General features: G+C 43.3%; 15 protein-coding genes. 9 read left to right on the top strand and 6 right to left on the bottom strand.

Features of this window, described 5'->3' with window-relative positions:
- Nucleotides 1-7: 7 nt before the first annotated feature.
- The gene (locus ZX61_RS07420; protein ID WP_049844045.1) at nucleotides 8-1,060 is read right to left on the bottom strand and encodes a 3-deoxy-7-phosphoheptulonate synthase; all 1,053 of its coding nucleotides are present in this window, start codon (nucleotides 1,058-1,060) and stop codon (nucleotides 8-10) included.
- Nucleotides 1,061-1,405: 345 nt separating this feature from the next.
- On the opposite strand from ZX61_RS07420, the gene ZX61_RS07425 reads away from it, so the two are divergent.
- The gene (locus ZX61_RS07425; RefSeq protein WP_049844046.1) at nucleotides 1,406-1,885 is read left to right on the top strand and encodes a DUF4442 domain-containing protein; all 480 of its coding nucleotides are present in this window, start codon (nucleotides 1,406-1,408) and stop codon (nucleotides 1,883-1,885) included.
- Here the strand turns inward: ZX61_RS07425 and ZX61_RS07430 are convergent.
- Complete coding sequence (locus tag ZX61_RS07430; RefSeq protein ID WP_049844047.1) at nucleotides 1,854-3,239, bottom strand: hypothetical protein; 1,386 nt, start codon at nucleotides 3,237-3,239, stop codon at nucleotides 1,854-1,856. The genes ZX61_RS07425 and ZX61_RS07430 overlap by 32 nt on opposite strands.
- Nucleotides 3,240-3,328: 89 nt before the next feature.
- Between ZX61_RS07430 and ZX61_RS07435 the strand changes: the two genes are divergently transcribed.
- A complete protein-coding gene (locus tag ZX61_RS07435) occupies nucleotides 3,329-4,162 on the top strand; it encodes a CvfB family protein (protein WP_049844048.1) in 834 nt (277 codons plus the stop codon).
- Between the two features lie 183 nt (nucleotides 4,163-4,345).
- Here the strand turns inward: ZX61_RS07435 and rsmF are convergent, their stop codons facing one another.
- The 4 genes from rsmF to ZX61_RS07455 form a co-directional block, all read right to left on the bottom strand.
- On the bottom strand, nucleotides 4,346-5,767 hold the full coding sequence (gene rsmF / locus ZX61_RS07440) for a 16S rRNA (cytosine(1407)-C(5))-methyltransferase RsmF (RefSeq protein WP_082173427.1): 1,422 nt from the start codon (nucleotides 5,765-5,767) through the stop codon (nucleotides 4,346-4,348).
- Between the two features lie 108 nt (nucleotides 5,768-5,875).
- Nucleotides 5,876-8,509, bottom strand: a complete 2,634-nt coding sequence (locus tag ZX61_RS07445; protein WP_049844049.1) for a PqiB family protein — start codon at nucleotides 8,507-8,509, stop codon at nucleotides 5,876-5,878.
- On the bottom strand, nucleotides 8,502-9,758 hold the full coding sequence (locus ZX61_RS07450) for a paraquat-inducible protein A (protein ID WP_049844050.1): 1,257 nt from the start codon (nucleotides 9,756-9,758) through the stop codon (nucleotides 8,502-8,504). Before ZX61_RS07450 ends, ZX61_RS07445 begins: the two co-directional genes overlap by 8 nt.
- Nucleotides 9,759-9,791: 33 nt before the next feature.
- Complete coding sequence (locus tag ZX61_RS07455; protein ID WP_049844051.1) at nucleotides 9,792-11,588, bottom strand: ABC transporter ATP-binding protein; 1,797 nt, start codon at nucleotides 11,586-11,588, stop codon at nucleotides 9,792-9,794.
- A gap of 100 nt (nucleotides 11,589-11,688) precedes the next feature.
- Here ZX61_RS07455 and ZX61_RS07460 point away from each other — a divergent pair, with 100 nt between their 5' ends.
- From ZX61_RS07460 to ZX61_RS07485, 7 genes are all read left to right on the top strand, one after another.
- Nucleotides 11,689-12,162 (top strand): GAF domain-containing protein, encoded by a 474-nt coding sequence (locus ZX61_RS07460; RefSeq protein ID WP_049844052.1) that lies wholly within the window; start codon nucleotides 11,689-11,691, stop codon nucleotides 12,160-12,162.
- Nucleotides 12,163-12,262: 100 nt separating this feature from the next.
- Nucleotides 12,263-12,892: an RNA chaperone ProQ gene (gene proQ / locus ZX61_RS07465; RefSeq protein ID WP_049844053.1), complete on the top strand. Its 630-nt coding sequence runs from the start codon at nucleotides 12,263-12,265 to the stop codon at nucleotides 12,890-12,892.
- A 17-nt stretch (nucleotides 12,893-12,909) separates the two neighbouring features.
- Nucleotides 12,910-14,907, top strand: a complete 1,998-nt coding sequence (gene prc, locus ZX61_RS07470; protein WP_049844054.1) for a carboxy terminal-processing peptidase — start codon at nucleotides 12,910-12,912, stop codon at nucleotides 14,905-14,907.
- Nucleotides 14,908-15,045: 138 nt separating this feature from the next.
- On the top strand, nucleotides 15,046-15,708 hold the full coding sequence (locus ZX61_RS07475; protein ID WP_049844055.1) for a hypothetical protein: 663 nt from the start codon (nucleotides 15,046-15,048) through the stop codon (nucleotides 15,706-15,708).
- Between the two features lie 217 nt (nucleotides 15,709-15,925).
- Nucleotides 15,926-18,532: an aminopeptidase N gene (pepN, locus tag ZX61_RS07480; RefSeq protein WP_049844056.1), complete on the top strand. Its 2,607-nt coding sequence runs from the start codon at nucleotides 15,926-15,928 to the stop codon at nucleotides 18,530-18,532.
- A gap of 97 nt (nucleotides 18,533-18,629) precedes the next feature.
- Nucleotides 18,630-18,848, top strand: a complete 219-nt coding sequence (locus ZX61_RS23640) for a DUF2835 domain-containing protein (RefSeq protein ID WP_074181740.1) — start codon at nucleotides 18,630-18,632, stop codon at nucleotides 18,846-18,848.
- A 187-nt stretch (nucleotides 18,849-19,035) separates the two neighbouring features.
- Nucleotides 19,036-23,877: an NAD-glutamate dehydrogenase gene (locus ZX61_RS07485; protein WP_049844057.1), complete on the top strand. Its 4,842-nt coding sequence runs from the start codon at nucleotides 19,036-19,038 to the stop codon at nucleotides 23,875-23,877.
- The last annotated feature ends 61 nt before the right edge of the window (nucleotides 23,878-23,938 follow it).

Here is a 23,938-nt window from a genome sequence, read left to right on the forward strand (position 1 = left end):
CTTATTATTACGAGCGTTCTTTAACTGCTGTTGCTAGCATATCAAGCATGGTGGCGGTATCTTCCCAACCTAAACATGGATCAGTAATAGATTGACCGTAGGTTAGATTGTTGATGTCTGCCATAGACTGGTTGCCTTCAAGGATAAAGCTTTCAGCCATGATACCAGCGACTTGATTTTTACCAGACTTAATCTGTTCACAAATATCTTTTGCAACGTCAAGCTGCTTACGGTGCTGCTTTTGGCAGTTGGCATGGCTAAAGTCAACCACAAGACGTTGTGGTAGGCCAACTTCTCCCAACTGTTTGCACGCAGCATCGACAGATTCTGCGTCAAAGTTAGGTCCTTTGTCACCGCCACGCAGAATCACGTGACCATAAGGGTTACCACTGGTACGGTATACGGTCATGCGACCGTTTTTATCTGGTGAGTAAAAGTAGTGAGACGCCTGTGAAGCACGAATAGCATCAATAGCAATCTTGATATTGCCGTTGGTGCCGTTTTTAAAGCCTACCGGGCATGATAGCGCAGAAGCCATTTCACGGTGAATCTGTGATTCTGTCGTACGTGCACCGATTGCTCCCCATGTAATGAGGTCTGCAATGTATTGGCCTGTGATCATATCAAGAAACTCTGTAGCCGTAGCAAGGCCGAGCTTATTGATGTCTAGTAATAGTTTACGCGCTTTGTTAAGACCAGCTTCTAATGCATATGAGCCATCTAGGTTAGGGTCAGTAATGAGTCCTTTCCAACCAACAATGGTTCGAGGCTTCTCAAAATACGTACGCATTACAATGAATAGCTGATCTTTGTATTGATTCTGAATGGCTGCTAGGCGTTCTGCATAATCGATTGCAGCTTCAGTATCATGAACTGAACAAGGGCCGACAATCACAAGTAGGCGTTGGTCTTCCCCTGTAAGGATATTTTCAATTTGACGACGTGACTGTGCAATACGCTGGGCTACTTCGTCCGTAATCGGATGGGCGTTTCCTAACTCTGCCGGTGTCGGCATTGGACCCAAAGCTTGGGTTCTTAATTCATCGGTTTTTAATGGCATACCACAGCCTGTTCTCTTATTGCGAAGCGGTAAAGATAACGGAAACGCCGTTAGGAATAAACTACTTATCGAGATTCTTCTTTATACAAGGGTGTAAAAGTGAAAAAACGGATGCTTAACTAGATTCATAGTACATTCGACGTTCATTCTCTATGGTCAAGCATTGCTCTAAACTCCGTCTAGACATTGCATATTGGACATAATTTATCAGTGTTATCTAGAACGGCCTGATAAATCAAACGTCTGTTTCATATCACTGTTTGAAAGATTGATGTTAACAAAATGTTGACATAAGTTTTCATCCGTTATGAACTGGATTAAATTCAACTGGTCGGATTAGCTCAAATGTTATCAGCGCTATCAAAAGCAAATTTCTATCTTAATTATTTTGGTTTTTTCAAAGTTCCTTTTATCTGGTTAGCAAGACCCAAGATACTCCAACTAGATTCTGAGCGAGTTGAAGTGAAGATTCCGCTTAAGAGACGCACCAAGAATCACCTGAACAGTATGTATTTTGGTGTACTTGCGATAGGTGCCGATGTAGCGGGTGGTTTTATGGCAATGAGCAAGGCACAGGACTGTGGCAAGAAGGTGTCGTTGGCATTTAAAGCAGTGGAAGGTCAGTTTCTAAAGCGACCCGAGGCGGACGTACACTTTGTATGCGAAGATGGCCAATTGATTGATGAAATGCTTGAAGAGGTGTTTAAAACGGGTAAGCGCGTTAATAGAGCAGTAAAAATAACCGCCATCTGTCCAAGCTTACACGGTGATGAACCTATGGCGGAATTTTTTCTTACTCTATCACTGAAGCAAACGGGTGACTAACATCTTCAACTTCCATCTGTTCGACGGCGACTATTTTGCTCCGGTTTAGAACGATTTTCCAACGATAGAACTTAGGCTCGCCATCGTGGTTATCTTCTTTGGCGATCAAATTGATCAAATGACGTTTTTCTACCGACTCACGGCTGACCTGCCCATTGTTGTGGGTGTAGACTTTGTTTGAGCCTTTGTCCATTAGTCGAGTGATTTCCCGCATGCTAACTAATAACGACTCGCGGGTTTCTTCGTATCCGCTCATAAACTTAGATGTCGACATTTCGGTTTGGGAACTGTAATGCAAGACTTGCTCTTCTCTTTGGACGACGCGCTTTTTACGGATAGACTTTATTCTATCGGGGAGTTTCTCCAACACTTTATAGTCTAACCATTCAAGCTTTTGCCCAACCGCTTTCTTGGTGGTTGGATCCAGATACAATTTGCGCCATTTAGGGCGACCTTTGCGGATCCATCGCCACATCACATCACGTAGATCGTCTTTAAAAATTTCTCTTAGCGCATACACAAACGACATTAAAATGATAAATGAGGCGGTGATTTCTCCCCAGTAATCACGGGCAAGTATGGCTGTTATGGTGACGAAGACCATGACAAAACCTGTTGCGCCTCCTTTGACAACGCGCTTCATATTTTTACCCAGCGACTGCGTTTTTTCTTGTAGCACAACGGGGTGTTCAATCAATCGCCGCAGGAGACGCATTTTGTTGCTCAAGCGTGTTACGTCGTCTCGGACACTTTTCGAGTTGTAGTTGTTTAGCTTACGATGTGCGGCCTCTTTTTCAACAATAGCAAGTAGGCTCTCTTTTAAGCTTTTGTATTCGCTATCTCTAGGCATATGGGCGATAAGCGACATCAGCCGTTGACCGGTATACCAAGATAAGTAGTTGTCGATGTTAGCGTAGTAACGCTTCAAGCTTTCTTCATACGGAATACTTCGACGCAGTTTCTTTAGGATATCTAGGGAAAGCTTAATGACTTCGTCGACTTCATCTGTGGTGACAGTCTCTTTGTTATGCTTGTTAAGTTCGTTGACTGCCTTGTCTAGTGCGATGACATACTGGTAAGCAAAAAGACTCAAACTGACACGGTACTGGGTGGTCGAGAGTCGGCCACGTTTTGCCAATCGGCTGTGGACTAGGGGGAGGAGAGTTTTGTCACTGTAATAAGCGCGTTTTTGAATGATAGATTCATAATAGAATTCACTCTCTTTCAAAACATCTGGAGACAAACCAAGCTCACCAGGTACGAAAAAGTACAAGTCTAAATCTGACTTTTTGGTTGCTGCCATTGCGTGGGAAATTTTGAGAGTAATGCCGTCCTGCTTATCAACGGTTAACAAATAGTGCTCCTGAAAAATTACTAAATTTCAGGCGAAAGCATAACAGAGATTCGTTATAATCACCGCAAATTTAACAAGAGACAGTTGAAATGATTAAAGTTGGTCAGATTAACCACTTAGAAGTAGTAAAAAGAGCAGATTTTGGCCTATTTCTTGACGCTGGTGATTACGGTACAACGCTGTTGCCAAATCGATTTGTACCAGAGGGCGTCGAAGTAGGTGATTTTTTAGATGCATTTTTATATTTCGATTCTGACAGTCAGTTAGTCGCCACAACTGAAACCCCAATTGCTCAGGTGGGTGAGTGGGGTTTGATGAAAATCGAAGGTGTTAACTCAATCGGTGCATTTGCAGACTGGGGGATCAAAGGCAAAGATCTACTAATTCCTTTTAGTGAGCAACGCGCACGATTTGCCGCAGGGCAGAGTGTTTTGGTATATGTGTATAGCGATAAAGCTTCAGGGCGTATTGTCGGCACAACCAAATTTAATAAGTGGTTAGATAAAACGCCAGCTAAATACACCCGCAATCAGCAAGTGGATCTGATTATTGCTGAACGAAGTGATCTTGGGTTTAAAGCGATTGTGGAAGGTGAACACTGGGGCATGATCTTTAAATCAGACGTCTTCGGTAAGCTATTTATTGGCAAAAAGCTTAAGGGTTACATTAAGAGTGTACGTGAAGATGGCAAGATTGATCTTTCATTACAGAAAGTCGGTGTTGGCAAAATGGACGACTTAAGCCAGAAAGTATTAGATTTATTAGAGAAGAAAGGTGGGTTTCTTCCTCTTAATGATAAATCTTCACCAGAGGCTATTTTTGCTGCTTTTCGCACCAGTAAGGGTACGTTCAAGAAAACTATCGGTGGTTTGTACAAACAAGGCAAAATTGTCATTGATAAAGAAGGCATTCGTCTCGCTTAGCTAATACTAGACATCGCTTCCAAAAAAAAGGCCCATCGCTGATCCTGCTTTGGGCCTAGGGGAAGGGCTCAATAAGAGCCTGCGCTAACTGTTTGAATTTCCGACTTTATCAATACCTAAATTGTAGTTCAAGATTCGGAATTAGCTAGGCCCTTATAGAATTTCATACTATTGTTTTACGGATTAGAATAGATTTTTATCTCTTACCAGTTCGCGTGGTAAACCATTCTTAATTCGATTTCCGACCCATTTTCCGAGACCAATCACATCGTTACCGAATGTCACGATAACTTCTCCTTTTCCTGAAAGACCTTCGGGGCGGACATCACGACCCATAAACCATTCTCTGGCATCATCAACTGAAAGTGCTACGGCGGTTTTTTCATTACCTTTTGCCAAAGCCGTCGCGACTTGATGCTGCCAGCGATAGCCTTTTTTATGTGCTTCTGCGATCTTTATGCCCATGCGCGAGAAACGTAGCTCGCCCAACATTGGTTCCAACTGGATTGGAAATAGCCACACATCGTTGTCTCGCAACCACACTGAAGATTCTTGTGGCAGTTCAATATCAAGTGTTGCTTTGAGCTGTGTAAAGATATCAGATTGAACTTTAGCGCTGGCCTTTTCAAAAGGAAACTTACCTAAACGTTTTTTCACTTTCGGTGCTTCAACAGAGCCGACTTTGCGGATGCGTGCAACAAAGAAACCTTCACAGTCATAAACTTGTGGAAAAATATGTAGAAAGCCTTCTTCTGTCAGGGCTTCGTCCGCTTGTGGGAATAGATCGCTCAGGCTTTCAAATTCTACATCATTGCCAAACACTTCTTTTAGGTGATGGCAAACTTGCTGGTTTTCTTCAATGCTTAAAGTACAGGTGGAATAAACCATTACCCCGCCAGGCTTTAAAGCGTGAAACGCGCTTTCGATAAGATCTTTTTGAGTATCAGAGATTTCGACAACCGAAGCTTTGCTCCAGTTTTTCATCGCATCTGCGTCTTTTCTTACTGTCCCTTCACCAGAGCAAGGAGCATCGATAAGAACCGCATCAAACTGCTCAGGTAGCCAGCCTCCAAAAACACGGCCATCGAAGTTACTTAACGCGGTGTTGCGAACCCCGCAACGCTCTATGTTAGCGTGCAGAACTTTCACACGGCTAGCGGAAAACTCATTGGCAACCAACACGCCTTGATTGTCCATTGAAGCCGCGATCTGAGTCGTTTTTGATCCCGGTGCCGCTGCCATATCAAGCACGCTGTTGAATTTATCATCTTGATTGAATAGAGCGGAAACAGGCATCATGGAACTGGCTTCCTGAATGTAGAACAGGCCTGACATATGCTCTGCCGTATTGCCCAAGGGAATGTCCGTCTCATCTGCTTCAATCCAAAAACCTTCGCTACACCAAGGAACAGACTCAAGCTGCCAATCTTTGCTTTTAGCTCGGGCAAGAAAGTCGTCGACGGATATTTTTAAGGTATTGACGCGAATACTTTTGCGAAGAGGGCGCTGACAAGCTGCTACGAAATCATCCATATTCAAATGGTTAGGGAGAATAGATTCAATTTCAGAGAGGAACTCTTCTGGCAAATAAACGTTATGGTGCAAGGCTCTGTCTCGACTAGCTTAAAGGTCGGTGATTATAGCCAAATAATATAATAAACGCAGCGATTAGGCTGCGTTTTATTAGGATTATTGTAGAGGTTGTTTGGGCACTTATGGTTTAGGAATCGCCGTGCGCCATTCTTTCCAGCCATCTTCGGCTTTCGCATATAGGTAAAATGACTGGCCATCCTCTGCGGCGGGCTCCAACTGCTTTTGTTCGGGAGTAGAGAAAGTGATGCCTCCTCGCACTATACTATCAAGCGTACCAGCTTTAATATTTGCACCTGTCAGTCCGATAGAAACATCAACCCCTGATGTGTTCCAAAACACACTATTTCGACGAACTAAATAGGCGTAATTGGGATCGACAACAATGGTTGAAACAACGCGATCAGCGAATTCGCCAAGTTCAACTAGAGTGACTTCACCCACTTCGATGTCGCGATAAAGTACAGGAGTTCCCGCACTTATAGAGCCTTTTGATTCACTTTGTAAAGTGAATGAAACACCCTGAATGACTTTCTCATTAGTATGTAATTTAAACTGGCTTTGTTGCTCACCCTTACCTGGCTGTACGCTAATTGATTGCGCCAGTAGGTTTTGAATATTTTTCACACCCTGTAAACCAAGTTCAGCTTTAGGCAACCAGAAGTAAGACCCTTCAACAGCAAGGGTATCGGTATACTCTGGGAGGATACGCGCCTTAATTTCAACACTCTTACGATTGAAGTTAGGTACAACGAGAGTGACTTCACCGACTTTAACACCGTTATAGTTAATACTCGTGCCTTCTGACAGAGAATTTTCACCGTCAAGTGTAAGAGTTATGACTTGTCCAAACTTCCGCGCTGTTTTGAAGTCTTTATACAGTAACCATTTGTCATTTTGAATATTGTCGACACCAGGTAGAGAGTCAAAGGCGATACCTCCTTGGATCAGTGATTTTAGCGGCGCCGCTTTAACACTGATTCCTGCTAAGCTAGCATCAATTTCAACTCCTGAACGATTCCAGAATACGGTTTGTTCGGTCACTAAGTGTTTGTATTGGTTCTCGATGCTTGCTGAAATGATCACGCCGCCATCAACCAAGTAAAAGTCCGATACGTTACCAACTTGCAGATTGCGATAGAGCAGCGGGCTACCTTTACTAATCGGTGGTAACTCGTTGGCAAAAAGTGTCAGTTTTGTAGAACCCGATATATTGTATTTTGCCAGTTCAGCTAGAGATTTGTTTGGATATAAGCGATATTCTTCTTGCGCGCTATCTTGCCCTTCACTAACAAAACTAATCGAACCAGTAAGGAGTTGCTTAGCCGGTGGGACTGTTATGTTTAGCCCAGACTCGGTTAATTCAGCACTTGCACTGCCGGTGACAAAGAAGCGGTTTTGCGATTTGATTAAATGGGCATAATTGCTATCAATTAACGCGTCGAGTTGAACCTTGTCTCCAACTAGACGAACCTGAGTAACAGAGCCCACACCTATGCCACGGTATAGAATATGTGCCCCTTGATCTAAACCGAATGAATTGTCCGCAATCAAATGTACGGCAACAGAACGCTCTTGCTGTCGGTTAAACTCATCTTTACGAACTGCACTAAACTTACGAGCACGTTCTCCATCACCTGGAACAATGGTCAAGAAGTTACCTTTGACGATGTTGGCTATATTTTCAACGCCAGTAAGAGACACTTTTGCTTCTTCAAGGACAAATTTACTTTCAGTTTTTAACATGTCGCTAAACGCAGGTTGAATGGCGGCAGAGGCAATGATGCTTTCGCGGCCGTTACTTAGCTCTAGGTTGGTGATTTGGCCTATTTCTATACCGCGGTACATGATCGGTGCGCCGTTTTCACTGATGTTGTTGTCATCAGGCAGTGCTACTTTGATAGCGATACCGCGTCCAGCCGTCTTAATGTCAGGATAGAGTCTAAACTCCGTGTTATCAGCTACAGGTGCGCCACCATCTGGGGAGTCAACAGCAATCGAACCCCCAATCAGTGCGCTTAAGCTTTCAAGGCGGACATCAACACCCGCAAAACCAATATTTGCACCAACGCCGCTCACATTCCAGAAACGACTGTCATCCGTGATGATGTGTCGATACTCATCTTGGATAGAAGCCTGAATAAGGACATGCTTTGAATCGGAATGTAATTGATAGCTGTACACCTCGCCTATCGGAATCTTACGATAAACGATCTGCGAACCAACAGATATCCCCCCCAGATCAAGGGCCTTTAATGAGATATTTAGACCTTCGCTGGCCATTAAATCTGATGGGGCGCGCTCTAAGGCGGTAAACTCAGTTTCTGGCTCTGATGGGTTACTACTCGGAGAGATCGCAATATAGTTGCCCGAAACTAAAGCGTCTAATCCCGAAATACCTGATAGGCTAGCCGTAGGTTTTACCATCCAAAAGCGAGTTTCTTTGGTCAGGAGCTTGGTCGCTTCAGGGTAAATATCTGCATCAACATAAATGCTTTGCAGATCTTCCGCTAGATTGATGTCTTTGACCATCCCGACTTCTAAGCCTTGGTAGCGGATAGTTGTTCTTCCTGCGATGAGACCTTGCGCATCTGAAAAGTAGATTTGTACTCGCTGTCCGGCATCTTGAACCGCTTTAAACACCAGCCATCCCGCTAATATCATCGTCAATATAGGTAACAGCCAAAGAGGTGATAGACCTTTATTGCGTTTGATATGTGGCGAATAAGAGTTTTGTGTCGGAGATGGATTACTCATTTAGTGACTCATTGTTTTTGTTTTCATCTGGGTAGTTATCCCAAATCAACCTTGGATCCATGCTTTCAGCTGCCAGCATGGTTAATATGACAACAATACCAAAAGCAACAGCGCCATACCCGGGTGTAAAATCAAGGATTTGGCCTCGATCAACTAATGTCATCATGATGGAAATAACAAATAAATCCATCATAGACCATCGACCAATCCACTTAATAATGAAGTAGATGGTCATTCTATGCTTGTGGTAGACCTTACGTTTAAACTGAATTGCTAATAGAAGATACGATAGGCCAAGAATTTTAGCGACAGGTACGACAATGCTGGCGACAAATATAATGATAGCGATTCCCGTCATACCACTCTTTACCAAAGAGGCGACACCGGAAAAAATAGTATCCTCAAGTCTTTTCCCATTGGTGAGAAGAATCGAAATAGGGATTAGATTGGCAGGGAAAATTGCAACCGTGGCCGCAATGAGATACGCCCACGTTTTTTGTATTGAACGGGGTTTTCTATGATGTATTGGGCTAAGGCAGCGTAAACACACTGTACCATCTGGTTGAGATAGATGACAGTGGTGACAGTGTAGCTTTTTCTCGTGAGGCGAATAGTGAGACTCAGGATCGTACGCCTCCCAGTACCGGCGTACGCTGACGCGGGTAATGAGCAAAACGGTCGCGACTTGTAAAAGCAGTAAGCCAATTAGGCCAACTCCTACGTGAATATCAGAATAGTCCTGCAACTTGAAACAAGAGATGGCAATACTGACTAAAAAGACATCAATCATCACCCAGGGTTTCAGATGCTGAACGATCGCCAACGATGCTTTAAGTACTTTGAACTGGCGATACTTGAGGCCAATGTGGGCAGCTACGACTGAGCTGCACACCAAGAAAGGGGCGATAGAGCTACAGAAAAAGATCAACAAGGCGAGCATGGCATAGCCTTCTTGGAATAAGGTGAATATGCCAGCGGGTAGGGTTGCGGGTATCATGACTCCGAACAGTCTGATGCTAATGAAATCGAAAAAATGCGAAGGGACAAAAAGCAATAGGCAGGTGATTGCAAGTGCTAGGTCGCCAGATAAAGAAGGCTTGCCTCCTCGGTAGAGGTGAGTGTTACAACGAGGACAATGAGCACTTTTTCCTCGCTCGACCTCAACAAGGTCTACGGGTAGCTCACAGCCATCACATAACCTAACTGAAGTCGGTTTAGAAGAGTGGGCATGCATTTGAGAAGGACTCATTGTTCCTCCCCAAATAAGACGGTGATGTATTGGCTAACTGTGTGATTGCACGTTGCCATAAAGTGTCTGATATAAGCCTTGTTGTTCAACCAACTCTCCGTGCGTACCAGCTTGGCTAACTTGTCCATCTTCTAGTACGTAAATTAAGTCTGCTTGTTTCACTGCAGATAATCGGTGCGCTACAATAAGTGTAGTTCGCCCTTCTAAAAATTCGGTTAACGCTTTGTGCAATGCTGCTTCAGTTGCCGTATCAAGCGCTGATGTTGCTTCATCTAAAATAACGAACCTTGGATTACTCAGTATCATGCGTGCAATCGCTAATCGTTGTCTTTGACCACCAGACAAACGGATACCACTACGACCAATTTGCGTTTCCAATCCGTCACTTAATTGACTAATGACATCTTGCATCTGTGCAATTTCTAGAGCACGCCACAATTGTAAATCATCATAGGTCGAGCCCAGAGTCAGATTATGCCTTAAAGTGTCATTGAATAGTATAGGCTGTTGTAATACAACAGCAATTTGGTCTCTAATTATGTCAAAACTGATATCATCAGTAGTTTGCCCGTTAAAACGTATTGTACCTGAGTCGGCCTGATATACGCCGATAAGAAGTTGTATAAGTGTCGATTTACCGCCACCGCTTGCACCCACCAGTGCCACCTTTTTGCCCGCTGGAATGGTTAGGTTTAAGTTATTAAGTACCTTTACTTCTTCATTGTAAGAGAAGGTAACATTGTTCACTTCAATATCGACTTCGCGCTCATCAGTAAATGGATTGACTTTGCTTATTGGCCGATGTTCTTCTTCCAAATCGAGAAGGGCGTTGATGCGTTTCAAAGCGGCTTTGGCACTGTACCAAGAAAACTGTATACCGAGCAATTCTTGTACAGGAGAAAGCATAAACCATAAGTAACCAAATACGGCAAATATCTGGCCAATGGTTAGATCGCTAAACAGCACCATCAGCATCGCTACGGCCCGAAACAGCTCAAAGCCTAATAAGAATAGTAAGAATGAGACTCTTCCCGCGGCTTCTGATTGCCACGCATACTTGTCTGCATCAACACGTATCTGGTTAGCTTGATCCTTCAGTTCATTAAGGAATTCACGTTCTCGATTTGCTGCGCGCAGTTGATAGATACCATCGAGCGTTTCGACTAATCGATTTTGAAAGCGCTCAAAAGATTGATTTTCGTGTTTTTTAAGATGTTTAACCTTGCTGCCCAATTTACGAGAAAAATAGATAACGACAGGGTTAACTAGAAGAATGAACAGGCCCAAGCGCCAATCTAACCACAGGAGCACCCCCGCCGTACCAACAACAGTAAGCAAGCTAATAAGGAACTTACTCAAAGTTGAACCGATAAACTGATCAATCGTTTCTATGTCGGTAATCAGATGAGCATTTATGCCACCACTTCCCCGTGTTTCGTATTGACGAATACTAATGCGACCAAGCTTATCGATCATTTTGCTGCGCATTTGGAACGTGATGGTTTTTGATACCAAAGTAAATTGACGGCTCTGTAGAATACTCAGCGCTTGGCTGGTGCTGCGCATGATGATGACTAAGAGTAAGGTCAGTGCGATATATCCCGTGGGTGTTTGCATTTCGCTAGGCAATAGTGAATTCATCGCTTCTAACCCTTTGCCTGGCTGATTGAGAAGGACTTCATCCACCATAAGCGGCATCAATAAAGGAATTGGAACACTAATTAGCGTCGCCAAAAGCGCGATGATGTTGGCAAGTATCAGTTTCGACTTGTGTTTTTTTACTTGAGTTATCAACCAAGAGCGGCTAATAGTGTTGGGATTATCGATCATTATAATGAGAATGCTTACTATTTATGATTTGCGGCGATTGTACGTAGATTTATGTTAGAAGTCTCTAATTTTAAAAAGGTCACGAGAAAAGGATGTAATAATGAACATAGAACATTACCACCGCTTAACCAAGCAAGCGGCTGCATTAATCGAATCAGAAACTGACCTGATTGCCAATTTATCTAATGTCAGCGCCTTACTTAACATGGAGTTAGAGCACCTAAACTGGGTTGGCTTCTACTTGATGAATGAGGGTGAACTGGTTCTCGGACCTTTCCAGGGCAAACCAGCCTGTGTGCGTATTCCTATAGGTCGTGGTGTATGTGGTACTGCGGTAGCCACCAACACGGTACAACGCATCGATGACGTTCATGAATTTGAAGGCCATATTGCGTGCGATGCGGAAAGTAATTCTGAGATGGTGATTCCATTTTCAATTGGTGGTGAAATTGCTGGTGTACTCGATATTGATAGTCCTAATGTTGGACGATTTAATGAAATTGACGAGCAAGGACTGATTTTTTTGATGAGCGAAGTAGAAAAGCTGCTTAATTCACACGCTATCAAGACATAAATTGTCTATTGAGTGTGGTTTTTCGCTTGCAGGTCACTATAATACCTCAAATATTTAATTCTTAATGCTCGCGGGCAAGCCGCAATAACCAGGAATCCTCATGGAAAACACTGAAAAGTTAAAAAACAGCAAAGAAGTTATCGCATATATTGCTGAATGTTTCCCTAAGTGCTTTACTTTAGAAGGTGAAGCAAAGCCACTTAAAATTGGTATTTTTCAAGATCTTGCGGAGCGTTTAACTGACGACCCAAAAGTAAGCAAAACTCAACTTCGCGCAGCGTTAAGACAATACACTTCATCATGGCGTTACCTTCACGGTGTAAAGCCAGGTGCGGTGCGTGTGGATTTAGATGGCAACCCAGCAGGTGAGCTAGATGAAGAACACGTAGAACACGCGAAAACAGCACTGGCTGAGAGTAAAGCAAAAGTGCAAGCTCGTCGTAAAGAGCAAGCACAGAAAGCTCGTGAAGAAGGTAAAGCGAAAGCTAAGCCTGCGGCGAAGAAGCCACAAGGCCGTCGCCCACAACAGAATAAAGTACAAAAAGCCAATAAGCCGGTAGAAACGCGTGCTTTGACTGCTGACGAAGTAAAAGTTGGTAATCAAGTAAACGTAAATATGGGTAAAGGAAACATGGCTGCGACTATCGTTGAAATCAATAAGGAAGATGTGCGTGTTCAACTGTCTAACGGCCTACAAATGGTCGTAAAAGCGGAGCACCTACGCGCATAAAGGAGATACTCCTACGCATGAAATGCCGTTCAAAAATGTCGCTGATCGCTGCTAGCTTATTGCTAGCAGCTTCTTCAGCCTATGCTCTAGAAGCAAAGATTACCCTAGAGGACTTACCAGTCCTTTCTCCGGAAGCACAACACGCCACTGCAAGTAAGCGTGTCGAGGAAAAGCTTACCAGTTCCCACTACAAACATATCAAACTCAATGATGAGCTATCGCGTAAGATCTTCTGGCGCTATGTAGAGTCATTGGACTATAACAAGAACGTTTTTACTCAAGCTGATATCGATGCCATCTCAAAATGGCAAGATTCCGTCGATGAACAGTTAAAGTCTGGTGACACTCAACTTGCCTTTGAACTGTATAATTTGTCGATGAAACGTCGTTACGAGCGATTCGTTCATGCGCTTCAACTCCTTGACACTGAGATGAAATTTGATACTGACGAAAGTATTGAGCTTGATCGCAGTGAAGCAGCTTGGCCAGAAAATACCGCTGAGCTTGATGAGCTTTGGCGAAAACGAGTTAAGTACGATGCGCTTAATCTGAAACTAACAGGTAAAAACTGGGACGAAGTCAAAGAAGTACTAGGCAAGCGTTACAATAATGCGCTGAAAAGGCTTAGCCAAACGCATAGCGAAGATGTGTTCCAGTTTTATATGAATGCTTTTGCACGTGAAGTTGATCCTCATACTAGTTATCTTTCTCCTCGCAATGCAGAGCAATTCCAAACGGAGATGAACCTGTCTCTGGAAGGAATTGGGGCAGTATTGCAAATGACGGACGATTACACAGTTATACGTTCTTTGGTCGCTGGTGGCCCAGCATCTAAAAGTAAGCAACTGGGTGAAGGCGATCGCATTATCGGAGTCGGCCAAGACGGAGAGGAAATTGTAGACGTTATTGGTTGGCGACTAGACGATGTTGTCCAACTGATCAAAGGGCCGAAAGGTACCAAGGTCAATTTGCAGATTTTGCCTGAAGGAAAAGATGCCAAAGCGACGGTGATTACGTTAGTCCGAGATAAAATCCGCTTAGAAGATCGCGCAGTTAAATCAGAAGTCATTGAGCAAGGTGGTAAGAAGATTGGTGTACTTGAGGTTCCAAGTTTTTATGTAGGACTTGCCCAAGATACTGATAAGTTGATAACTGAGCTAAAAGGTAAGAAAGTTGATGGCATTATCGTTGATCTACGTAATAACGGTGGTGGTGCATTGACTGAAGCGTCAGCTTTGACTGGTCTGTTTATTAAGAGTGGCCCTGTTGTTCAGGTTCGTGACAGTTACGGTCGGGTGAACGTGAAAGGTGACTTTGATGATCAAATCAGTTACGCCGGACCAATGACGGTACTTATCAACCGTAATAGTGCATCAGCCTCAGAAATTTTTGCCGCTGCATTGCAAGATTACGGCCGTGCGATCATTCTTGGTGAAAACTCTTTCGGTAAGGGAACGGTACAACAGCATCGAACTCTAGGTAAGATCTATGACCTGTTTGATAAAGAGCTTGGCTACGTTCAGTACACCATTCAAAAATTCTATCGAATTGATGGTGGTAGTACACAAAACAAAGGCGTTGCTCCTGATATTGCGTTTCCAACCGCGGTTGAACCAAGCGAAACAGGTGAAAGCGTTGAAGATAATGCATTGCCGTGGGATAGCATTGATAAAGCTAAATATGAAATGTTACAGCGTAATGATGAATTAATTAAACAGTTATCGACCAAACATGAAGCACGTATTACCAGCGACATGGAGTTTGGGTTTATTGCTGAAGACATTGCTAAGTACAAAGCCGAAAAAGACGACAACACCTTATCTTTGAATAAGAAAACTCGTCAGGCTGAAAGTGAACAAGCTGATAAAAGGCGCTTAGTAAGAATTAATGAACGACAAAAAGCGCAAGGTAAAGAATTGTTTAAATCACTGGATGATGTGCCTAAAGACTATGAAGCGCCAGATGCATATTTGGACGAGTCGGTCGCCATTATGGTTGATTTGATTAAATCTTAAAACTAATCATCACTTTAGCAAAGCGAACCTAGTTAGGTTCGCTTTTTTTATACAAATAATTATTGTGATTTAGATCAATTTTTTCGCCAAATAAACTTTGTGTGCCTAAGATTAAAGAAAAAGGGTAAGGAGCACGCTATGAGATTGATTGTTTTGATATCGCTAATGTATAGCTTCTCAGTGCTAGGTAATGGTGTTCGTGACAACAGTGATTTGACGCAGTTCGACCACCCATTCTTACTCGGTGATTGGTATTTGGTTAATCCCGACCCCGAGCAATCACAAGAAAATTTTTTGGCGATTAAGTTAACGCTTGACTCAAACTATAGCTTTAAAATTGATATCCAAAAACGAGACTATTCGGTTGATCATTGGGAAGGGTTATACACTGCAAATGAAGATACCATCATTCTTGGTTTAGACACTTCTGAACCCCAAGTTTACCAGTATGCAGCAAATCACAATCTACTGAACTTAAACGGTGTGACTTTCACTAAAGCACTATCAAATTCTTTAGCGGGTATGTGGTCTAGTGCCCATTTCGAAGGTGACGAAGCTTTGTCGAATGACGTCCACAGATTGGACTTAATTCTCCAACCCGATTTTGTGTTTATGTTTAGAGTCAGCAATGACGAGGGGGATGAAGCAATACACCGAGGTGTCTATTATACCGAAGGTGAGCATCTTGTTCTCTTATACGAAAAGGGCGAACATGAAACTCGTTATACACTCAACAAAGATACGCTTACATTAGAAATGGAAGAAGGGTCTTTGTATGCGGTACTCGATCGAATACGCTAGATAAATGTGAGGTTTGATGACTATCTAGACAAATTGTTTGAGTTCTACATCAACAATAGACAAAAAACGAGGTATTTCTTAACAGAGCCTCGTTTTTTTTCATCTAGAGTTGTAAGCTAACACGCAATTCGTCAGCGTTGATTTTCTCGCGCTGTTAGCATACTAGCGTTTAAGTTTAGTATGTTTTCCAAATGCATTTAGTCAGAAGGATTTAGACATGGCTCAGACTCCTCAAGCCAAATACCGCAAAGACTACCAGTCACCATCTCATACTATCACTGATATTGATCTTACGTTTGACCTATATGATAACGAAACAACCGTTACGGCTGTTTCGCAGGTTAAACAACTCAAAGACTCTACAACGCTGCGCTTAGAAGGCGAAGCTCTAAAATTGAAAAGCATTCACGTCAATGGTGAAGCTTGGACAGCTTATGAAGAAGTGGAAGGCGCTTTAGAGATCCACCAGCTACCTGAACAAACTGAATTATCTATTGTTACTTTGATAGACCCTGAAGCGAATACTGCCCTTGAAGGACTGTACAAATCAGGTGGAGCATTCTGTACGCAATGTGAAGCGGAAGGTTTCCGACGTATCACCTATTATTTGGATCGCCCAGACGTTCTTGCAAAGTACACTACGAAAGTGATTGCCGACAAAGCAGAGTATCCGTTTTTGCTTAGCAACGGCAACCGTATTGCTGAAGGTGAGATAGAAGGCGGTCGTCATTGGGTTAAGTGGCAAGACCCGCATCCTAAACCTGCTTATTTATTTGCCCTTGTTGCTGGTGACTTTGATGTTCTGCGCGACAAATATGTGACTCAGTCTGGTCGTAATGTTGAGCTGGAAATCTTCGTCGATAAAGGCAACTTAGATCGCGCGCCGCACGCAATGACATCACTTATCAATTCGATGAAGTGGGATGAAGAGCGTTTTGGTTTAGAGTACGACCTTGATATCTACATGATTGTTGCTGTCGATTTCTTTAACATGGGTGCCATGGAGAACAAAGGTCTAAACATCTTTAACTCGAAGTTTGTATTGGCGAACGAAAAAACAGCGACGGATACTGATTACCTAGGTATTGAAGCGGTGATCGGCCACGAATACTTCCATAACTGGACTGGTAACCGAGTCACTTGTCGCGATTGGTTTCAGTTGAGCCTGAAAGAAGGCCTAACCGTCTTCCGCGACCAAGAGTTTTCTTCTGATCTAGGTTCACGCGCAGTCAACCGTATAAACAATGTACGTATTATTCGCGGTCCTCAGTTTGCGGAAGATGCGAGCCCGATGTCACATCCGATTCGCCCTGAGCAAGTTATTGAAATGAATAACTTCTACACACTAACAGTGTACGAAAAGGGCAGCGAAGTCATTCGAATGATGCACACCTTGCTAGGTGAAGTCGGCTTCCAAAAAGGCATGAAGCTTTACTTTGAACGTCATGATGGAACAGCAGCTACTTGTGAAGATTTTGTCGCAGCGATGGAAGACGCCTCTGGTGTTGATTTAAAGCAGTTCCGTTTATGGTACAGCCAGTCCGGTACACCAACAGTTAAAGTTAGCAGTGAGTATAATAAATCTGAGCAGACTTATTCTTTAACTATTGAGCAGTCAACTGAACCGACTCAAGACCAAGCTCAAAAGCAGGCTCTTCACATTCCATTTGACGTTGAGTTGTACGCGCAAAATGGTGACGTGATTCAGTTACGCCGTAACGGTGGGCAGGTTGGTAATGTGCTTGATGTGACAGAGCTTAAACAGACGTTTGTCTTTGAGCAGGTGCCTGAACGTCCAGTCCCTTCATTACTTCGTGAATTCTCAGCTCCGGTAAAATTGGAATATAGTTACACTGACAACGAACTGATCTTCTTGATGGTGCACTCGCGCAACGAGTTTGCTCGATGGGACGCGGGTCAGATGCTGTTAGCTAAATACATTCTTAGCAATGTAGAAAAAGTGCAAGCGGGTGATAAAGTTGAATTGTCGCAAGAAGTGATTGATGCATTCCGAGGAGTGCTACTTTCAACTGAGTTAGAGCCTGCATTTATCGCTGAAATGATGTCGTTACCAAGCCACAATGAAGTGAGCGGTTGGTACAAACAGGTTGATGTGGATGCGGTAGCAGCTGTGTTGAAAGCAATCAAAGTAACTTTGGCAACTGAGCTTGAAGATGAACTAGGTGCAATTTATCACAGCTATAAACAGCAGGAGTATACAATTGAACATGCTGCAATTGGCAAACGTTCATTGCGTAATACAGCTTTAGGTTATCTGGCTTACACAGAACAGGGCAATACTCTGGTTAAGGCGCAGTATTCTGACGCAAATAATATGACAGACACGATTGCAGCCATGAGCGCTGCAAACAGTGCCCAGCTTGAATGTCGTGAAATACTGATGGCTGATTATAGCGACAAGTGGAAGCATGATGGCTTGGTCATGGATAAGTGGTTTGCACTACAAGGGACAAGCCCTGCGGAAAATGTCCTAGAAGTCATTAAACAGACTATGAATCACGAAGCATTCAGCTTGAAGAACCCTAATCGAACTCGCAGTTTAATTGGTTCATTCTTGAACATGAACCCAGTTCGCTTCCATGCTAGATCGGGAGAAGGCTACAAGTTCGCTGGTGAGATTTTACGTGAATTAAACAGTAGCAACCCACAAGTCGCATCGCGTTTAATTGATCCTTTGTTGAAGTATCGTAAATATGATGAAGAGCGTCAGGTTTTAATCAAAGCGGAACTTGAGACACTCAAAGCAATGGATGATCTAGCGAAAGATTTGTTTGAGAAAGTGACTAAAGCGTTGGAGTCTTAATCAACATCGTTTAGAACAGTAGCACTTTTTAGTGCTACTGTTTATTTGTACAGTAGTTTTGTTTTCTTGCAATAATCGTTACATTTTTGACCACAGTATGAATCAGTATTACTTCAGTCTTAACATTTCTTATCAAACTTTTCTGGCACACTATAACGGTGCCGCTAGTAACGTTTTAGTCGTTACAGACAAAGGGTTACGCTTACAATTGCCTGCATCGCGTTTCAGGCCTTTTCTTAGTCAAATAGGGCTAAAAGGGCGCTTCAGGTTAACAACTGACCAAAATAATAAGTTTCTAAAGTTAGAACTTCTGTGAGCAACTGATTTTATAGAAGTTTAAATAGAACCTTAGTCACATTCTCAAACATTTCACCTCCAACCACTCCCAAAAGAATTAACTATTTATCAATAAAGCTTTTACAATAAAGCGGCATTACCCGTGTTAAGCACTATGCTTACAACAACCCCCAAAAAACATACAATTCTAATTGTGGAGTGTGATTATGACCGCGCGTGAAACATTGATGCCGGTTCTGCTTGAAAAAGTGTATCAGCTTATTCAAGACAAACTCGAGCTTGCTCATCAACCCCTAGTCACCCAACTAGCTCAACATTTATTTAGCAACATTTCTCAAGACGATTTAGTCGAGCGTAACGAATCCGATTTGTACGGTGCCGTAGTCTCGCTCTGGCACCATATCAACGAGAAAAAAGCTGACGATATTTCTGTTCGAGTATTCAATCCAACTGTAAGTCGCCAAGGTTGGCAATCGACCCATACAATCGTAGAGATTGTTGTGCCCGATGGTCCGTTCTTGGTTGATTCAACAAAAATGGCGTTAAGCCGTTTGGATCTTTCATCACACTTGATGCTGCATGGACCAACACAAATTGGCCGTTCAGCAAAAGGCGAAATAACAGCGATCAATCAAGGGGAAGGTGCACTTCAGTCACTGTTCCATATAGAGGTTGACCGCTTAAGTTCTAAAGAAGAGATGGCTTCACTGAAAGCTGAGCTTCTTAGTATTTTGAATGACACTGGATTAGTTGTTCAAGACTGGTTACTAATGGTTGAAAAACTCGAAGAGGTAACGGGTCAGGTAGTAGCGCAACAAGGAAAGGTAGAGATCCAGCGTGATCGCTATGATGAGTCGATCCAATTTCTACGTTGGTTGGGGAATCACAACTTCACGTTTATGGGGTATAAAGAGTACGACCTTGTTTCTGTGGATGGTGACACAGAACTTCGCCCGACACCTGACAAAGGCTTAGGTCTGTTTGCGAATCGAGAGCGTGTACGCACAGTTAAGTTATCGGACTTCCCAGACTCTGCTCGTCTGGAGGCGAAAAAGCCATTCCTACTTATTGTTACTAAAGGGAATCGTGCATCTCGCATCCATCGCCCAGCATATACGGATTATATTGGCATCAAGAAATTTGATAAGAACGGTAAAGTCATCGGTGAGCACCGTTTTACTGGTCTTTATACATCTGCTGTCTATAACCAAAGTGTAGGCGGAATTCCACTTATTCGTGAAAAGGTTGAACGTATCCTTGAAGCAAGTGGTTATCGCGAAGGGTCATACTCTTATAAAGCACTCCACAATATTCTAGAAAACTACCCACGCGATGAACTTCTTCAGGCAAAAGAAGAAGAACTATTAGAAGTGGGGATGGGTGTAGTACAGATGCAAGATCGTGATCTATTGCGTCTGTTTGTTCGTAAAGACCCATTTGGACGATTCTTTAGTTGTATGGTCTACGTTACTAAAGATCGTTACAACACAGAATTGCGTCGTCAAACTCAGCGTATTCTTCAACAGTACTTTGGTTGTGAACAAGAAGTTGAGTTCACCACCTATTTCTCTGAGAGCCCGCTAGCTAGAACTCACTATATTGTTCGTGTTGACAACAACAACATGGACGTCGACGTTAAAACGATTGAGCAAAACTTAATGGAAGCATCTTCAAATTGGGATGATCGTTTATCAGAAGCGATCGTGGCAAACTTTGGTGAGAGTAAAGGTCTACCGCTTGCTAAAGATTACCTACGTGCATTCCCTCGTTCATACAAAGAAGATGTTTTACCAGGTTCTGCGGTTGCAGATATTGAACGTCTTGAGAAGCTAAGTGATGACAATAAACTTGGTATGCTTTTCTACCGTCCGCAAGAACTAGGGGCAGATTCTAAATCAGTAAGATTAAAGCTTTATCATCGTGACGAACCCATTCACCTATCAGATGTAATGCCAATGCTTGAGAATTTGGGGTTACGCGTGATTGGTGAATCGCCTTACGAAGTGCGTAAGGCCAACGGTCAAGTTTATTGGATCTTAGATTTCTCAATGCTGCATAAGAGTGAGAAAACGGTCGACCTTCGCGAAGCTCGCGATCGTTTCCAACAGGCTTTTGCAGCGATTTGGGCAGGTGAATTAGAAAGTGATGGCTTCAACCGACTGGTACTGGGCGCATCATTAACTGGGCGCGAAATCTCAATTCTTCGTGCGTATGCACGTTACATGCGCCAAGTGGGCTTCCCATTCAGTCAACAATATATCGAAGATACGTTAAATCATTACCCAGACCTTGCAAAAGGGCTGGTGGATCTATTTACCAAGCGGTTCGAGCCGAAATTTAAAGGCAGCCAAAAAGGTCAAAATGATCTTATTGCTAAGATGGCCGAGCAGCTCGATCATGTAGAAAGTTTGGATGATGATCGCATCCTCCGCCGCTACATGGAAATGATCACGGCAACACTTCGTACCAACTACTACCAGTTAGATGAGAACAAGCAACCTAAGCCGTGGTTGTCACTTAAGATGAAACCAAGTGATATCCCAGAGATCCCTCAACCTGTACCAGCATTTGAGATCTTTGTTTATGCACCGGATATTGAAGGTGTTCACCTACGTGGGGGTAAGGTTGCACGTGGTGGTTTACGTTGGTCAGACCGTCAAGAAGATTTCCGTACAGAAATTCTTGGCTTGGTGAAAGCGCAGCAGGTTAAAAACACGGTCATTGTTCCTGTGGGAGCAAAAGGTGGTTTCGTCTGTAAGCGTCAGCCTTTGTTGAGTGGCCGTGACGAGATCTTTGCTGAAGGTCAGCGTTGTTACAAACGTTTTATCCGCGCATTACTAGATGTCTCAGACAACATTATTGAAGGCGAAGTGGCTCATCCGAAGAGTGTGGTTCGTCATGACGAAGATGACCCATATTTGGTTGTTGCCGCAGATAAAGGTACTGCTACTTTCTCAGATCTTGCTAACTCAGTGTCGGAAGAATACAACTTCTGGTTAGGCGATGCTTTTGCTTCTGGTGGTTCTAATGGTTACGACCATAAGGCGATGGGCATTACCGCGAAAGGTGGCTGGGAATCAGTGAAGCGACACTTCCGTGAGATGGGTATCAACTGCCAAACTACAGATTTCACCGCTATTGGTGTTGGTGACATGGCCGGTGACGTATTTGGTAACGGTATGCTTTTGTCGAAGCATATTCGTTTACAAGCTGCGTTTAACCACATGCATATCTTTATCGATCCCAATCCAGATTCAGCATCGACTTGGGAAGAGCGAAATCGCTTGTTCAATCTGCCTCGTTCTAGTTGGGAAGATTACGACGCTAAGCTAATTTCAAAAGGCGGCGGCATCTTCTCTCGCCGTGCCAAGTCGATTCCATTGACCCCTGAAATTCAGAAGATGCTGCGTACCAAGAAGTCTTCAGTCGCACCAAACGATCTAATCAAGATGTTACTGTCTATGGAAGTGGATCTTTTATGGAATGGTGGTATTGGTACATACGTTAAAGCTTCTTCTGAAACACATACTGATGTCGGTGACCGTGCCAACGACGTACTTCGTATTGATGGTCGCGATCTGAAAGCGAAAGTTGTCGGAGAGGGTGGTAACTTAGGTATGACTCAGCTTGGTCGTATCGAATATGCGCTTACTGGTGGACGTGTTAACACCGACTTTGTTGATAATGTTGGTGGTGTTGACTGCTCGGATAACGAAGTCAACATTAAGATCTTCTTAAATGGTCTAGTGGCCAATGGTGATCTTACTGTTAAGCAGCGGAATAAGATCCTTGAATCGATGGAAGATGAAGTCGGAGTGATCGTTCTTGATGATGCGTATTGCCAGGCTGAGTCTATTTCTGTCACGGAGCAGCAAGGTGTTTCTCTCGTTAAGGAGCAAATTCGTTTTATCCACACGATGGAAAAAGCGGGGCACCTTGACCGAGCGCTAGAATACATTCCTGATGATGAAACGTTACTTGAGCGTGAAAAACAGGGTATGGCACTGACTCGTCCTGAGCTGTCGGTACTAATTGCATACGGTAAAATGGTTCTGAAAGAAGAGCTAGTCCATGAAGATATCGCTAAAGATGAGTTTCATGCACAGCAGCTTGTTAGCTACTTTCCAACTGAGTTACGCCGTAACTACTCTTCACAAATGGACAATCATCCACTGCGTGCTGAAATCATTGCAACGGCTCTTGCTAATCAAATGGTTAACGAGATGGGTTGTAACTTCGTCACTCGTCTCCAAGAAGAAACGGGGGCGTGTGTTGTTGATATCGCCAATGCGTATACTGCATCACGTGAAATCTTTGGTTTAGGCAATGTTCTTGAAGAAGTTCGTTCGCTTGACAATGAGGCATCGACGCAAGCGCAATACGATATGATCTTCTACGTGCGTAGAACGCTTCGCCGTCTTTCGCGTTGGTTGTTGCGTAATCGTACTGGTCGTCAATCAGTCAAAGATTTGATTGAGCTATACCAAGCAGATGTTGATACGATAAAAGAGCACTTAGACGGTATGCTTGTACCGTCTGAAGTGGAAGAACATAACGAAATGGCGAATGCTTGGATCGATCAGGGTATTAAAGCTGAAGTCGCAAGTTATGTAGCCCGTTTGTCTAGTCTCTATTCAGTGCTGGATATATCAACAGTATCTCGTGAAAAAGGCAAAACCGTCGAGCAAACCGCTAAGTTGTACTACAACTTGGGTGATCGTTTATCGCTACATTGGTTCTTGAAGCAGATTAATGGTCAGGCGGTAGATAACAATTGGCAAGCCTTGGCAAGAGCGGCTTTCCGTGAAGATCTTGATTGGCAGCAGCGTCAACTAACAGGTCAAGTCCTAAGTTGTGGCTGTGCTCCGGAAGATCTTGATGTGATGAAAGCGCTAGATGATTGGATCGAAACCAATGAAACTTCTTTGCATCGTTGGGAAAATATTCTCAATGAATTCAAGGTCGGTTCAGTACATGAGTTTGCAAAATTCTCCGTTGCACTACGTGAACTTATGCTGCTTAACCTTAATTGCAGTGCGAATGAGTAAACGTTTGCTATAATTCGTTGAATTATTCGGTAAAACGTTGAATAATACAGCCCCGTTTATA

Source organism: Vibrio sp. VPAP30 (assembly GCF_001188205.1).
Lineage (GTDB): Bacteria > Pseudomonadota > Gammaproteobacteria > Enterobacterales > Vibrionaceae > Vibrio > Vibrio bivalvicida.

What these genes read in the sequence shown, in the direction of transcription:
- ZX61_RS23640 (WP_074181740.1), top strand. Translation starts at nt 18,630, where the DNA reads ATGAATCAGTATTACTTCAGTCTTAACATTTCTTATCAAACTTTTCTG.
- ZX61_RS07455 (WP_049844051.1), bottom strand. Translation starts at nt 11,588, where the DNA reads ATGATCGATAATCCCAACACTATTAGCCGCTCTTGGTTGATAACTCAA.
- ZX61_RS07420 (WP_049844045.1), bottom strand. Translation starts at nt 1,060, where the DNA reads ATGCCATTAAAAACCGATGAATTAAGAACCCAAGCTTTGGGTCCAATG.
- prc (WP_049844054.1), top strand. Translation starts at nt 12,910, where the DNA reads ATGAAATGCCGTTCAAAAATGTCGCTGATCGCTGCTAGCTTATTGCTA.
- ZX61_RS07450 (WP_049844050.1), bottom strand. Translation starts at nt 9,758, where the DNA reads ATGAGTCCTTCTCAAATGCATGCCCACTCTTCTAAACCGACTTCAGTT.
- ZX61_RS07485 (WP_049844057.1), top strand. Translation starts at nt 19,036, where the DNA reads ATGACCGCGCGTGAAACATTGATGCCGGTTCTGCTTGAAAAAGTGTAT.
- ZX61_RS07445 (WP_049844049.1), bottom strand. Translation starts at nt 8,509, where the DNA reads ATGAGTAATCCATCTCCGACACAAAACTCTTATTCGCCACATATCAAA.
- ZX61_RS07435 (WP_049844048.1), top strand. Translation starts at nt 3,329, where the DNA reads ATGATTAAAGTTGGTCAGATTAACCACTTAGAAGTAGTAAAAAGAGCA.
- proQ (WP_049844053.1), top strand. Translation starts at nt 12,263, where the DNA reads ATGGAAAACACTGAAAAGTTAAAAAACAGCAAAGAAGTTATCGCATAT.
- pepN (WP_049844056.1), top strand. Translation starts at nt 15,926, where the DNA reads ATGGCTCAGACTCCTCAAGCCAAATACCGCAAAGACTACCAGTCACCA.
- ZX61_RS07475 (WP_049844055.1), top strand. Translation starts at nt 15,046, where the DNA reads ATGAGATTGATTGTTTTGATATCGCTAATGTATAGCTTCTCAGTGCTA.
- ZX61_RS07425 (WP_049844046.1), top strand. Translation starts at nt 1,406, where the DNA reads ATGTTATCAGCGCTATCAAAAGCAAATTTCTATCTTAATTATTTTGGT.
- ZX61_RS07460 (WP_049844052.1), top strand. Translation starts at nt 11,689, where the DNA reads ATGAACATAGAACATTACCACCGCTTAACCAAGCAAGCGGCTGCATTA.